Source organism: Pseudonocardia sp. CA-142604 (assembly GCF_050948475.1).
Taxonomy (GTDB): domain Bacteria; phylum Actinomycetota; class Actinomycetes; order Mycobacteriales; family Pseudonocardiaceae; genus Pseudonocardia; species Pseudonocardia alaniniphila.
In genome coordinates, this window is sequence record NZ_CP192045.1 from 246,212 (window position 1) to 259,835 (window position 13,624).

A 13,624-nucleotide genomic window follows, 5' to 3' on the forward strand; every position below is an offset into this window, starting at 1 on the left:
TCACCCGACTCGGTGGAAATTTTCACCACCCTGCTCGGCCCCGAAAGGTTGTACTGAAGATGCTCGTCGCCGGATCCGCGTCCTCCGCCGAAGCGGGCACGGGTCAGCTGCTCGTGCATCTCCGCAGCCTGCTTCCGGGGCTCGCCGGCGCATTGCGGCAGGTCGGGAACGTGATCCTGGAGGATCCCGCCTGGGCGTCGCGGGCGACGATCGTGGAGTTGGCGGAACGCAGCGGCACCTCGCCCGCCACCGTCACCCGCTTCTGCCGCACCCTGGGCGTGGCCGGCTACACGGAGCTGCGCGTCGGCATCGCCACCGAGATCGGCCGGGCCGACCAGGCCGGCTGGGAGGTCGGCATCGGCGCGGACGTGCTGCCCACCGACCCGATCGACCGCGTTCTGCGCACCCTGCTGGCGGTCGACGTGCAGGCGATGCACGAGACCGCCGCGGCCCTCGACCTCTCCGCCGTCGACTCCGTGGCCGACGCAGTGGTGGCCGCCCGGCGGGTGGACTTCTACGCGGCGGGTGGCAGCGCGGCCGTGCTCGAGGATCAGCAGCTGCGGATGTACCGGATCGGCATCGCCACCTGGACGTGGGCCGACGTCCACAACGGACTCACGAGCGCCGCGCTGCTCGGACCGGGCGACGTGGCGATCGCGCTCTCGCACAGCGGCCGCACCACCGAGACCGTCGAGATGCTCGCCGAGGCGCGCCGCCACGGCGCCACCACCGTGGCGATCACCAACTTCTCGACGTCCCCGATCGCGGACGTCGCCGACCATCTGCTCGGTACGTCCGTGCGGGAGACGGCGTTCCGCGCGGGCGCGATGTCGGCCCGCCACTCCCAGTTCCTGGTGCTGGACCTGCTGTACCTCGCGGTCGCGCAGCGCACCCACGAACGATCGACGGAGGCGTTCGCCCGCACCGCCGATGCCGTGGCCGCCCACCGCACTCCGTACGAGCCGCGCGCGAGGGGTGGATCCGCGCGCTCCGCCGACCCACAGCGAGGAGCCTGATGACACCCGGGACGAACACGAACTCCGCGCCCGTGTCGGCGGCGGCCTACGCCGAGGCCGCGGCAGCCGCCGTACATCGGGTGTCCACCGAGCAGGCGGACGGCGTCGCGAAGGCGGCCGCCCTGCTGGTGGACGCGCTGCGCGCGGGCGGGGTGGTGCAGGCCTTCGGCACCGGCCACTCGCAGGCGCTGGCCATGGAGATCGCCGGCCGGGCCGGAGGGCTCGTGCCCACCAACATGATCGCCCTGCGCGACCTGGTCATCCTGGGCGGCGACGCCCCGGACGTGCTGTTCACCGAGCACCTCGAGCGCGACCCGGCAGTGGCCCACCGGATCTACGAGCTGGCCGGGGTGCATCCGGCCGACGTGTTCGTGATGGCGTCGAACTCGGGCGGCAACGGTTCGGTCGTGGAGCTCGCCCGGCTGGTCAAGGAGCGCGGGCACGGCCTGGTCGCGATCACCTCGATGGCCCACAGCTCGCAGGTCACCTCGCGGCATCCGTCCGGGCTGCGGCTGTTCGAGATCGCCGACGTGGTCCTCGACAACGGGGCCCCCTACGGCGACGCGGTGCTGACCACCGGCGAGATCGCCGTGGGCGGCATCTCGTCGATCACCGCGGCCCTGCTCGCCCAGATGGTCGTTGCCGAGGTCGTGCGCACGATGCTCGCCGCAGGCGAGACCCCGCCCGTCTATCTCTCCGCCAACATCCCCGAGGGCGACGCCCACAACTCGGCGCTGGAAGCCCGCTACGCGGGTCGCATCCGCCGATCCGCCTGAGCACCGCTCCCGGCCCCACCTACTCGTCCGCTCCCCGCCGACACCCCGCACTCCCTCCCTCCGTCGCCATCGATCAACCGCACCACCAGCTCAAGGAGACACCTATGAACCCGTCTCGCCCCATGCCCGGACTCGACCGCCGGCAGTTCCTGCGCCGACTGGCGGCCGCGGGCCTGCTCGCCGTGCCCGGGGCGGGGCTGCTCTCCGCCTGCGCCACCGGCGGCGGAGGGACCACCAGCGCAGCGCAGGGCCAGGTCAGCGCCACCAACCCGCTCGGCGTGGCCACCGACGCCCCGCTGGACGTCGTGATCTTCAAGGGTGGCTACGGCGACGACTACGCCCTCGCCCACCAGGCGATGTACAAGGAGCAATACCCGCAGTCGGAGGTCAAGCACTCGGCGAGCACACAGATCGCGCAGGAGATGCAGCCACGGTTCGTCGCGGGCAACCCCCCGGACGTCCTGGACGACTCGGGCGCTCAGAAGATCGAGTACGCGGTGCTCGTGAACGACAACCAGCTGACCGACCTCGGCCCCCTGCTCGACGCTCCCTCGGTGGACGACCCGAACGTCAAGGTGCGCGACACGCTGCTGCCCGGCGTGATCGAGCAGGGCACCTTCGGCGACAAGTTCGTCATCCTCAACTACGTCTACGAGACCTACGCGATCTGGTACTCGAAGCCGCTGTTCGAGAAGAACGGCTGGCAGGTGCCCACCACGTGGGACGAGATGATGGCGCTGTCCGAGACGATCAAGGCCGCCGGGATCGCCCCGTTCACCTACGGCGGCGTCAACGCGGGTGACTACGTCATCGACCTCAACCTGGGCGCGGCCATCAAGCAGGGCGGCCTCGACGTCGTCAAGAACATCGACAACCTGCAGCCGGGCGCCTGGACGCAGGACACGGTGGTGGCGGCGACGCAGCGGCTCGAGGAGATGGTCCGCAAGGGCTACTTCATGCCGGGCTCGGAGGGTCTCAAGCACACCGAGGCGCAGACGGCCTGGGTGCAGGGCAAGGCCGCGTTCTACGTCTCCGGGTCGTGGCTCGAGAACGAGATGAAGGGCATCGCTCCGCCGGACTTCGCAATGGCCATGCTGCCCGTTCCCGTGCTCGACAGCAGTTCGGCAATGCCCGTCACGGCCCTGCGCACGCAGCCCGCCGAGGCATTCGTCGTTCCGGCGAAGGCGAAGAACGTTAACGGCGGCATGGAGTATCTGCGGCTGATGCTCTCGAAGCAGGGTGGCTCGAAGTTCGCCGAGCTCACCGCGTCGGTGCCTGCGGTGGAGGGCGCCACCGCCGATGCGAAGAAGACCCCCGCGCTGGAGTCGCTCTCGGCCGGTCTCGCGGCGGCCGGTGACAATGTCTTCAGCTGGAACTTCCGCACCTGGTACTCGACCTATTCAGAGCTGCTCAAGACGGAGACGTCCAACCTGCTCGCCGGCCGGACCGACGCGGCGGGCTACCTCGCGAAGATGCAGGCGGAGACCGACCGCGTCGCCGCCGACCAGAGCATCACCAAGTACAGCCGCTGACCAGTCATGCGCCACGGAAAATACCGGTTCATCGCCAGCTTCCTGGTGGTCCCGATCGTGCTGTACGTCGTGTTCGTCGTGTCGCCCTATGCCCAGGCGTTCTACATATCGATGACCGACTGGCGGGGCTTCTCCGGCCAGCAGAACTTCATCGGCTTCGACAACTACGTCGAGCTGGCCACGGACGGCAGGTTCTGGCGGGCGATGAGCCACAACGGGCTGCTGCTCGTTGTGGTGCCGCTGGTGACGATCGCGTTCGCCCTGTTCCTGGCGGCCGTGACGACCGTGGCGGGACGGCAGGGTGCGGTGGGTCGTGGCGGGGTGCGGGGATCACGCCTCTACCAGGTTGTGTTCTTCTTTCCCCAGGTCGTGCCGGTGGTGATCGCCGGGGTGCTCTTCGGGTTCTTCTTCAACCCCGACGCAGGCCTGCTCAACGGGGCGCTGCGGGTGGTGGGCCTCGACGGGCTCACCCGCTCGTGGCTCGGCGACACGACGTTCGCGCTGCCGTCGGTGATGGCCGTGCTCATCTGGGGCGCGGTCGGCTTCTACTACGTGCTGTTCAGCTCGGCGATGAAGTCGGTGCCACCTGACGTGTTCGAGGCGGCGGTGCTCGACGGTGCCGGCCGCATTCGCACCTTCTGGAGCATCACGCTGCCGATGATCTGGGACAGCGTCCAGGTCTCCTACATCTACCTGGGGATCATGGTGCTGGACGGGTTCACGCTGCTCCAGGTGATGCTGCCCGACGGCGGCCCGGACGGGTCCACCCAGGTGGTGTCGCAGTACCTGTACCGCAGCGCCTTCACCGAAGGCCGGTTCGGCTACGCGTCGGCCATCGGGGTGGCGCTGTGCCTGGTCACGCTGCTGCTGGCGGTCGCCGTCCTGCGGCTCACCCGCCGTCAGCAGACCGAGTACTGAGGAGTACGGCGATGACACTCGGCACGTCGGCCTCGGCACCGGCCACGGCGCCTCCCGACCGGCCGCAGCGGCGACGCAGCGATGCCGGGGCACCCGGAGCCTCGACGGGTGAGCGGACGCTCAACGTGTTCACCCACGGCTTCCTCGCGGTGTGGGCGATCCTGGTGGCGGCCCCGCTGCTCTGGGCCGTGCTCACATCGTTCAAGACCGACAGCGAGATCTTCACCAGCCCGTGGAGCCTCCCTGCGCAGTGGCAGTTCGGGAACTTCGCGCGGGCCTGGACCACGGCCAACATCGGCATCTACTTCGTCAACAGCCTCATCGTCGTCTGCGCGTCGGTGGTGCTGGTGATGTTGCTGGGGTCGATGGTGGCCTACGTACTGGCCCGCTACGAGTTCCCCGGTCGGGGCGTCATCTACTACGCGTTCATCGCGGGAATGACGTTCCCGATCTTCCTGGCGCTGGTGCCGCTGTTCTTCGTGGTGCAGAACCTCGGGATGCTCGGCACCTACCAGGGCCTGATCCTCGTCTACACGGCGTACGCGCTGCCGTTCACCGTCTTCTTCATGACCGGGTTCTTCCGGACGCTGCCGAGTGCACTCGCCGAGGCCGCGATGCTGGACGGCTGCTCGCACGCGGGGGTGTTCTTCCGGATCATGCTGCCGCTCGCCCGGCCGGGGCTGATCAGCGTGGGGATCTTCAACTTCCTCGGGCTGTGGAACCAGTACATGCTGCCGCTGGTGCTGATGCCCGACAGCGATCACTACGTGCTGTCGCAGGGGCTCGCCGTGCTGGCGGCGAACCAGGGCTACCGCAGCGACTGGAGTGCCCTGTTCGCCGGACTGGTGATCGCGCTGTTGCCGGTGCTCGCCGTGTACGTCGTCTTCCAGCGCCGGATCCAGGACGGACTGAGCGTGGGGGCCATCAAATAGTGACCATCAGGGTCGTGGCCGTCGACACGGTGAACGGCGGATTTACGCGACGTACCGTGTGAGGGTGATCGGGTCGAGAGCACGGCTCCGGGCACTGCGATGGGGCCTACGCGCGGTGTTCGGCTTGCCGCAGCCTGTGAAGAGGGCGCTGGCCGGTCGACGGGTGGAGTTCGACGGCCAGGTGCTGGACCTGGACCTTCAGCTTCTGGGCCGGATCGACCGGCTGCTGGCGAGCCCGGCCGGTGGCACCGTCGACCAGGCCGCGCTGGCCGAGCAGCGGCGCCAGGCCGACGTCGCGGCCGAGATCGTGGCCGACGCCCGTCTCGACGACATCGTCACCGAGGACCTGCAGGTGCCCGGGGGAGCCGGGCCGCTCGCCGCCCGGCTCTACATCCCGCCGGCGGTACCCGAGACCGCGGGGCTGATCGTCTACTTCCACGGCGGCGGGTTCGCGCTCGGCAGCCTCGCGTCCACGGATCCGCTGTGCCGCCTCCTGGCGGCCCAGTCCGGCGTGCGGGTGCTCTCCGTGGACTACCGGCTGGCCCCGGAGTACCCCTACCCCGCAGCTCTCGAGGACGCCATCGCCGCGTACCACGGAGCGAGGGCCGAGGCGGCCGTCCTCGGTGCCGACCCCGAGCTGATCGCCGTGGGCGGCGACAGTGCCGGCGCCAACCTCGCCCTCGTCGTCGCCCAGCAGCAGGCCACGACCGGGGGCCCGCTGCCTGCGTTCGTCCTCGCGCTCTACCCGGTCACCGATATCGACCGCAGCGGCGGCTCGCGCGAGCTGTTCGGCAACGGCTTCGGCCTGACCGCGGAGTACATCCGCGAACTGGAGCGGCTCTACCTGCCCGACGGCGTGCCGTCCGACGACACCCGGGGCGCCATCCTGCGTGCCGACGACCTGTCCGGCATGCCGCCCGTGTACCTGTCCACCGCAGGGTTCGACCCCCTGCGTGACGAGGGCGAGGAGCTGGCCGAGCGGCTGAACGAGGCCGGGGTGCCCGTGGTGGCCCGGCGCTTTCCGGGGCTCGTGCACGGCTACGCCAGCTTCACCGCCGTCTGCGCCGCCGCCCGCGACGCCACCCTCGACGCGGCGAGCGCGCTGCGTGCGGCGCTCGCGCTGGTGGAGAGCAGGCAGTCGGCCGCGCTCAACGGCCGGGCCGTCCTCGGCTCGTTGGAGCGCACTCGCACCGCCACGGGCAGTCCCTGAGATCCCGGCGACCGTTGCCCGACCTGGACATCCGGCGCTGCCCTGCCGGGGCTACGGTCGAGGCGACTCGATCGACGAGTGGGACGAACCGCCGCAACGGGGCGGTCGGGTAAGGCTGGAGGGCGCATGGATCGCCAGGACGTCAGTGTGACTCTGCCCTGGATGGGCGCCGGCACCGAGCTTCTCGTTCGCGCGGTCGACGCGCTGCCCGACGACGCGCTCCGGGCGCCGAGTGCACTTCCCGGGTGGAGCAGGGCCCACGTCATCGCCCACCTCGCACGCAACGCCGAAGCCCTGACCAGGCTCGCGACCTGGGCGCGCACCGGCGTCGAGACGCCGATGTACGCGAGCAGCGACCAGCGCGCCGCAGAGATCGAGTCGTCGGCGCAAGCGCCTGCCGACAAGCTGCGCAGCGAGTTGGTGACCACGGCTGACGAGCTCGACGCCGCCCTCGCCGCGCTCGACGCCGACACGTGGCAGGCCCAGGTGCGCAGCGCTCTCGGCCGCGCCATCCCCGGCGCCGAGGTGCCTTGGATGCGGGTACGGGAGGTGTGGCTCCACGCGGTCGACCTCGACGCCGGGATCACGGTCGCCGACCTGCCGCCGGCAGTGGTCGACGCTCTGCTGGACGAGGTCACGGTCACCCTGTCCGAGCGCGATGGCTGCCCGTGTGCTCGGCTCGCGCCGTCGGACCGGGACCGGAGGTGGGCCCTCGGGGCGGGCCCGGACCCCGTCGAGCTGCGTGGTGACGCCGCCTTCGTGCTGGGCTGGTTGGTCGGCAGGCGCGCAGGGGCCGAGGTCGTGGCGATCGACGCGGGCGGCTCGCCGGTCGCGGTGCCGGAGGCGCCCCGCTGGTTGTAGCGGGTCAAGGCTGAGCACGGGCCGGTTCGTCAGACCGGCCAGAAGTAGCCCGACTCCGGGTCCGCGTCCGGAAACAGCGGGCCGTAGAACTCCGGGTCCTTGCGCACCAGCGCGGAGCGGTGGCTGCGGTGCACACGCTCGTCCCCGATCCACTCCGGCAGCAGCGCCCGGGCGGCGAGCTCGGCCTGCGTGCGCGGCGACGGGAGCCCGTGTTCGGCGAGGTCGGTGCCGATGGTCACTGCGCACGTGTCGGCCCGGCCCCGCCCTACCCACTCGGCGCACACCGCCAGCCCGTAGGCCGCGACGGCCTCCGGGAACCCGGCCCACATGCGTACGGCGGGGTGGCGTTTCCATCCGTAGGTCGTGCGGGTCACCGCGCGCAGTACCTGTAGCGCCTCCACGCGTTGCTTGCCCAACCGGCGGTCGTCGAGCACCGCGGCGCTCGCCGCGAAGTCGGGATGGGGCAGGAAGGTCTGCATCCTCGTCCCCCTACTCCCGCTCGACGAGGGTCACGACGCGGGTGAGTGACGGCGTGCTCGGCGTCGACCCGAAACCGAACCGGACGGGCGGTGTCACCGGGGCGAGGTCGCCCTGGTCGATGCCGTCCCAGGACGTGCTCGCGGCCGTCAGGCCGTGCAGGTCGAGGGCTGCGTAGTACTCCCGGCGGCCGCTGCCGGCGCTTCCCCTCGTGCGCACGCCGGGAAGCACGCGCCGCGCAACGAGGTCGACCGCGCTGATCCAGAGCGGGCTCGTGGCCAGGGGCCGCGGCACCGCGCGGAGCAGGAGCCCGAGCGCGGGCCGTGCCCCGACGGTGAAGCCGAGCACCAGGGGCGCGGCGTCCACCTGCCACCGTGTCCCGTCGACCTGGGCGCGCACCGGCGTCACCCGCACGTCGTCGAACAGGTAGGTGGCGGCCACGAATCCGGCCACCTCCGACGACGGGGCGAGCAGCACCCGATGCCCGTCCGCCTGTTCCACCATGACGTCGGTGAACGTGCCGAACGGCGACCGCGGCCAGTGCCCCACAACGACGCGCAGGCCCGCGGACGTGCCCAGGCCTGCGATCCAGCCGTCGAAGTGGTCGGTCATCGTGCTCCTTTCCGGTCTCTCGGGGACTACCCGGAACGACGCGGCCGACATTCGGCGTGCAGACGCAGGGCCTCCCGGCTGACAGGCTTGTACTCGAGCCCGAGCGGAATGTTGACGTAGCAACTAACGTTGTCGGAGACAAAGCAACGCCAGGGAGACGGAGGATCCGATGCCACAGCCAGAGGGTGCCGAACTGGAAGCCGTGCGCGCCCGCCGCGCTGCACTCAAGGAGAAGTACCTGCGGCCGGTGGGAGACCGCCCGGCCACCACCGTGCGCGGTGTGCACCACCTCGCGCTGGTCGCACGCGACGTCGAGGAGACGATCAAGTTCTACCAGGATCTCCTGGGGTTCCCGCTGGTAGAGCTCGTGGAGAACCGGGACTACCAGGGGTCGAGCCACTTCTTCTTCGACATCGGCAACCGCAACCTGCTCGGATTCTTCGACTTCCCCGGGCACGACCATCCCGACTACTCGGAGACGATCGGAGCGGTCCAGCACCTCGCGCTGTCCACGTCCGCGGAGGAGTTCGTCGCCACCCGCAAGCGCCTCGACGAGGCCGGCATCACCTATCTCGGCCCGGATCGGGGCGTCGACAACAGCCTCTACATCCGTGATCCCAACGGAGTGGGCATCGAGTTCTACTGCGAGGAACTCGGACTGTTCGAAGGGGAGCCGCTGCTCTCCTCGTAACGCCCGTCCGGCGCGAAGTGGTGACGATCACGCAACCGTTCAGGCACCCGGGGCGTCCTCTCCTGTAGGACAACTGCGTCGTGTGACCGTCGAACCCGTTTCGTCGGTGACGCGCCGTAGGCCGGGATGGTGAGCAGCATGAACGGTGAGTACCGAGGGCCAGGCGGCCCGCCACCGACGGCACGACAGCCGCGACGTGGTGGTGGACCGGGCTGGGGGCAGCCGCAGCGGCCCCGCCCCCAACCGCCCGGCCGGCCGATGGCGCCGCCGCCCGGTCCGCCGATGGGTGAGCCCGCCGGTGCCCGACGGCCCATGCGCGACACCGCGCTGCTCCCGTCCGGCCCTCCCGGGCCCGGGTACGCACCGCCGCCCGGTCCGCCTGTGCCGCCGCCGCGCAGGCCCGTGGGCGTTCGCCCCGTCCGCCGTCCGCGGTGGGGGCGGCGGATCGGTGTCACCCTGCTCGTCCTGTTGCTGCTCGTGGTCGGGTTCGGGGTCTACATCGACACCACGCTGAACCGCGTGGCCGCTCTCCCGGCCGACAGCACTGCGGCATCCAAGGGCACCAACTGGCTGATCGTCGGCTCGGACAGCCGGGCCAACCTCACTCCCGAGCAGCGCAAGGAGTTCGCCACCGGCGACCCGGAGTCCGAGCTCACCGACACGATCATGCTGCTGCACACCGGTAGCGGCCCCACCACCCTGGTCAGCCTCCCGCGCGACTCGATGGTGGACATCCCCGGTCACGGGCGGCACAAGATCAACTCTGCCTACGGGCGTGGTGGTGGCGCTGACGGCGGCGGCCCCGAGCTGCTGCTGCAGACCGTCGAGCAGGCCACCGGCCTGCGCATCGACCACTACGCGGAGATCGGGTTCCTCGGCCTCGTCTCGATGGTGGACGCCGTGGGTGGCGTCGACATGTGCGTGCCGGAGTCGATCAAGGACCCCAAGGCCGCGCTGGACATCAAGGCCGGCTGCCAGACCCTCGACCAGGCCACGGCGCTGGGCTACGTCCGCACGCGTGCCACGGCCAGCTCCGACTTCGGGCGCGTGGAGCGTCAGCGGGCGTTCATCTCCGCGCTGCTGGACAAGGTCACCAGCCCGGCCACGCTGCTCAACCCGTTCCGGATCGTGCCGCTGGCCACCGGCCTGTCCGGCGCCATCACGGTCGACGACAGCACCCACGTGTGGAACCTCGCGAGCCTGGGGCTCGCGATGCGCGGGCTGTCCGACGGCGTCTCCACCACCGTGCCGGTGCGCGACGGGGTGGTGAACTGGGATCGCCAGCGTGCGAGCGCGCTGTTCCAGGCGATCGCCGACGACGAGCGGCCGCCGGAGAGCGCCCTCGGCCCCTGACCGTCGCACGATGAGTTCCGGCCAGGATGTCGGTCATGTCTCTCGACGACCTCGAGGAGAGCGCATGACTCAGCACGCGGACAGCGGACCAGCAGCCGGCACGAGCTACGACGGGATCTGGCGGGTGCCGGACGCGCAGGTGGCGTCCGGCCGGATCCCCGGTTACGTGGGCGCGGTCCGCGTCCGTGGCCGGGTGGAGGTCCGGGCAGGCGGCACCATGGCCATCGGCCCGCAGAGCGCGCCGATGGATGAGCACACCCTGTTCCGCATCGCGTCGGTCACCAAGCCGATGGGCGGTGCCCTCGCGCTCGGCCTGGTGCAGGAGGGCGTACTCGCCCTCGACGACCCGATCGCGCGCTGGCTGCCGGAGGCGGCGAACCCGCGCGTACTCGTCGCCCCCGACGCGCCGCTTCACCACACCACAGAGGCGCGGCGGCCGATCACCGTGCGGCACCTGTTGACGATGACGTCCGGCTGGGGCGCGGTCTTCGAGGAGACCCCCTTCCAGGAGGCCATGATGGAACGGGGCGTCTACCCCGGCCCGCTGCCGCCTCCCATGACCGGCGACGAGTTCGTGGCGCGAGTCGCCGACCTGCCGCTCGCGTTCCAGCCGGGGGAGGGCTGGCGCTACGACACCGGCACCGATCTCCTCGGCGTCCTGCTGGCCCGGGCCGCCGGCAAGCCGCTCTCCGACCTGCTCGCCGAGCGCATCACCGGACCGCTGGGCATGACGTCCACGAGCTTCTGGACGCCGGAGGTCCATCGGCTCGCCACGGCCTATCGGCCGGAGGGCGACGGACTGGAGGTGTTCGACCCACCGAGCGGCGCCTTCGCCTCGCCGCCCGGGTTCGAGAAGCTGAGCGGAGGCCTGCTGTCCACGGCGTCCGACGTCCTGCGCTTCTACTGCGCGATGGCCGACGGCGGCGCACCGGTGCTGTCGCCTGCCTCGGTCGCCCTCATGACGTCCGACGCGCTCACCGCGGCGCAGCGCAGCGAGGCTCTCCCCGTGCTCGGTCCCGGCGTGTCCTGGGGCCTGGCCACGAGTGTGGACATCGAGGCGCTGGAGCCGTGGATGGCGCCGGGCCGTTGGGGCTGGGACGGCGGCACGGGCACCACCGCACATGTCGACCCGAGCCGCGACACGGTCGGGGTTCTCCTGACCCAGCGGTTGATGACCGGACCGCTGGACGGCTTCGACGACTTCTGGGCGGCGGTGGCCGCCGTCTGATCCGGCGGTTCGCGCCGCGCGTCAGGCCGGCTTGCGAGTGCGCTTGCGGGGCGCCGCGGCCTCGTCCTCCTCGGTCTTCTTCTTGGCGGGGGGCTTGCGGGCCGGCGCCTTCTTCTTGGTGCCGGCGCCGTCGGACGTGGTGCTCGACGATGCCGCCGCCCCGGATCCGGCTCGAGCGGCCTCCACGCTGGCCTGCAGGGCGCTCAGCAGGTCGGTCATGCTGTCCGGGCCCTCGTCGCGCTTCGCGGCCACGGGCGCCGGGCGGGTGTCGCCGGTGGTGCGCTTGCGCTCGATGAGCTCCACCACGGCATCGCGGTACTCGTCGTGGAACTGCTCGGGGTCGAAGTCGGAGCCGAGGCTCTCCACCAGCGACGCCGCCATCGTCAGCTCCTGGGGCCGCAGCTCGACGTCGGCATCCAGGATGTCGAACTCGGGTTCGCGCACCTCGTCGGGCCACAGCATCGTCTGCAGGACGATCGCCTTGTCCCGCACGCGCAGCAGCGCCATGCTCTCCCGCTGCCGCAGAGCGACCTTGACGACCGCCATCCGATCGGTCTGCACCAGCGCCTCGCGCAGCAGCGCATAGGGCTTGGCCGCCTTGGCGTCGGGCTCGAGGTAGTAGCTCTTCTCGAAGAGCAGCGGGTCGATCTGGTCGGCCGGGACGAACTCGATGACGTCGATCTCGTGCCCGGTGGCGGTGGGCAGCGAGTCGAGGTCCTCCTCGGTCAGGGTGATCAGCTCGCCGTCGTCGGTCTCGTAGCCCTTCACGATGTCGGCGTACTCGACCTCCTCGCCGTCGACCGAACAGGTGCGCTTGTACTTGATCCGCCCACCGTCGGCGCCATGCACCTGGTGGAACCGGATGTCGTGGTTGGTCGTGGCCGAGTACGCCTTGACCGGCACACTGACCAGACCGAACGACACGGCGCCGCTCCACATCGCGCGCATGCAGGCCCCTGTTCCCTCGCGGCTATCCCGCCAGCAACATGTGTGAATCTCTCTCTGATGCCAGCATGACGGCGTGCAGCCCATGCTCGCCACCCCTGGAGCCCTTCCGAATGGTCCGGAATGGGTGTTCGAGGTCAAGTGGGACGGCATGCGGCTGCTCGCCGACGTTGCCGACGGGCGGGTGCGGCTCACCAGCCGCAGCGAGCGTGACGTCACGCCGAACTTCCCCGAGCTCGCCGAACTCACCCGGCTTGCGCCTGACGTCCTGCTCGACGGCGAGGTCGTGCTCCTCGAGGGCGGAGTACCGAGCTTCACCGCGCTGCTCGAACGGATCCACGCCCCCGTCCTGCCGCGCACGGTGCAGGAGCGGCCGGTGACGTACATGGTGTTCGACGTGCTGCGCCTCTACGGCGTCTCGCTGCTGGAGCGCCCCTTCGAGGAACGCCGAGCCACCCTCGAGCGCCTCGATCTCGCCGCGATACCGGTGCTGTCGCTCTCACCCGCCTACACCGACGGCCTCGCGCTGCTGGAGGCCACGCGGCAGCGGGGCATGGAGGGGGTGGTGGCGAAGCGGCGCGACGGCCTCTACCGGCCGGGGCGCCGGGGTCCGGGATGGACGAAGGTCACCCATCGGCAGACGCAGGCGTGCGTCGTCGGGGGATGGCGGCCGGAACGCGGCAGCGCGAGCCGGATCGGCGCGCTCCTGCTCGGGGTCCCCGACGGATCCGGGCTGCGCTTCGCGGGCCGGGTCGGCTCCGGCCTCGCCGGGGACACCGCCCAACGCGTGTTGCGGGACCGGCTCGTCGAGGCTCCGGCGTCGCCGTTCGTCGAGCGCCTGCCCCGACCGGATTCCGCGGACGCGCACTGGTGCGAGCCGGAGATCGTGGTCGAGGTCGCCCACACCGGCTGGACCGAGGCCGGCCGCCTGCGACAACCGGTTTTCCGGGGAGTGCGCGACGACCTTGACCCCGAACAGGTGCGTGCCGAAAAGTGATCCTCACCCGACTGGCCGATCCGTCCCGTGGCGGGCAGGATGTGGCCCGTCACACGCTCGAGAAGGGGGCGGCCAA

General features: G+C 70.9%; 14 protein-coding genes. 11 read left to right on the forward strand and 3 right to left on the reverse strand.

Annotated features, from left to right (window positions below; genetic code table 11):
• The first annotated feature begins 59 nt into the window (after window positions 1-59).
• From ACQPZQ_RS01170 to ACQPZQ_RS01200, 7 genes are all read left to right on the forward strand, one after another.
• On the forward strand, window positions 60-1,016 hold the full coding sequence (locus ACQPZQ_RS01170) for a MurR/RpiR family transcriptional regulator (RefSeq protein ID WP_433291096.1): 957 nt from the start codon (window positions 60-62) through the stop codon (window positions 1,014-1,016).
• Window positions 1,016-1,792 carry a sugar isomerase domain-containing protein gene (locus ACQPZQ_RS01175; protein ID WP_433291098.1) on the forward strand — a complete coding sequence of 259 codons (777 nt, stop codon included), beginning with the start codon at window positions 1,016-1,018 and terminating at the stop codon, window positions 1,790-1,792. Before ACQPZQ_RS01170 ends, ACQPZQ_RS01175 begins: the two co-directional genes overlap by 1 nt.
• A gap of 104 nt (window positions 1,793-1,896) precedes the next feature.
• Window positions 1,897-3,324 (forward strand): N-acetylglucosamine/diacetylchitobiose ABC transporter substrate-binding protein, encoded by a 1,428-nt coding sequence (gene ngcE, locus ACQPZQ_RS01180; RefSeq protein ID WP_433291100.1) that lies wholly within the window; start codon window positions 1,897-1,899, stop codon window positions 3,322-3,324.
• Between the two features lie 6 nt (window positions 3,325-3,330).
• Window positions 3,331-4,242 (forward strand): carbohydrate ABC transporter permease, encoded by a 912-nt coding sequence (locus tag ACQPZQ_RS01185; protein ID WP_433291102.1) that lies wholly within the window; start codon window positions 3,331-3,333, stop codon window positions 4,240-4,242.
• 11 nt (window positions 4,243-4,253) lie between these two features.
• Window positions 4,254-5,174, forward strand: coding sequence for a carbohydrate ABC transporter permease (locus tag ACQPZQ_RS01190; protein WP_433291104.1), 921 nt, complete (start codon window positions 4,254-4,256; stop codon window positions 5,172-5,174).
• A gap of 64 nt (window positions 5,175-5,238) precedes the next feature.
• Window positions 5,239-6,384, forward strand: coding sequence for an alpha/beta hydrolase (locus tag ACQPZQ_RS01195; RefSeq protein ID WP_433291106.1), 1,146 nt, complete (start codon window positions 5,239-5,241; stop codon window positions 6,382-6,384).
• Between the two features lie 126 nt (window positions 6,385-6,510).
• Entirely contained in the window at window positions 6,511-7,245 is a 735-nt protein-coding gene (locus ACQPZQ_RS01200; protein WP_433291108.1) for a maleylpyruvate isomerase family mycothiol-dependent enzyme, read from the forward strand.
• A 29-nt stretch (window positions 7,246-7,274) separates the two neighbouring features.
• Here ACQPZQ_RS01200 and ACQPZQ_RS01205 read toward each other — a convergent pair whose 3' ends face one another.
• Window positions 7,275-7,724 (reverse strand): MSMEG_6728 family protein, encoded by a 450-nt coding sequence (locus ACQPZQ_RS01205; protein ID WP_433291110.1) that lies wholly within the window; start codon window positions 7,722-7,724, stop codon window positions 7,275-7,277.
• Window positions 7,725-7,734: 10 nt separating this feature from the next.
• Window positions 7,735-8,334 carry a hypothetical protein gene (locus ACQPZQ_RS01210; RefSeq protein WP_433291112.1) on the reverse strand — a complete coding sequence of 200 codons (600 nt, stop codon included), beginning with the start codon at window positions 8,332-8,334 and terminating at the stop codon, window positions 7,735-7,737.
• A 169-nt stretch (window positions 8,335-8,503) separates the two neighbouring features.
• On the opposite strand from ACQPZQ_RS01210, the gene ACQPZQ_RS01215 reads away from it, so the two are divergent.
• From ACQPZQ_RS01215 to ACQPZQ_RS01225, 3 genes are all read left to right on the forward strand, one after another.
• Window positions 8,504-9,025: a VOC family protein gene (locus ACQPZQ_RS01215; protein ID WP_433291114.1), complete on the forward strand. Its 522-nt coding sequence runs from the start codon at window positions 8,504-8,506 to the stop codon at window positions 9,023-9,025.
• 282 nt (window positions 9,026-9,307) lie between these two features.
• A complete protein-coding gene (locus ACQPZQ_RS01220; RefSeq protein ID WP_433291116.1) occupies window positions 9,308-10,378 on the forward strand; it encodes an LCP family protein in 1,071 nt (356 codons plus the stop codon).
• 64 nt (window positions 10,379-10,442) lie between these two features.
• Window positions 10,443-11,606: a serine hydrolase domain-containing protein gene (locus ACQPZQ_RS01225; RefSeq protein WP_433291118.1), complete on the forward strand. Its 1,164-nt coding sequence runs from the start codon at window positions 10,443-10,445 to the stop codon at window positions 11,604-11,606.
• A gap of 21 nt (window positions 11,607-11,627) precedes the next feature.
• On the opposite strand, the gene ACQPZQ_RS01230 is transcribed toward ACQPZQ_RS01225, so the two are convergent.
• Window positions 11,628-12,554 carry a Ku protein gene (locus ACQPZQ_RS01230; protein WP_433291120.1) on the reverse strand — a complete coding sequence of 309 codons (927 nt, stop codon included), beginning with the start codon at window positions 12,552-12,554 and terminating at the stop codon, window positions 11,628-11,630.
• Window positions 12,555-12,636: 82 nt separating this feature from the next.
• On the opposite strand from ACQPZQ_RS01230, the gene ligD reads away from it, so the two are divergent.
• Window positions 12,637-13,548 carry a non-homologous end-joining DNA ligase gene (gene ligD, locus ACQPZQ_RS01235; protein ID WP_433299712.1) on the forward strand — a complete coding sequence of 304 codons (912 nt, stop codon included), beginning with the start codon at window positions 12,637-12,639 and terminating at the stop codon, window positions 13,546-13,548.
• Window positions 13,549-13,624: the final 76 nt, after the last annotated feature.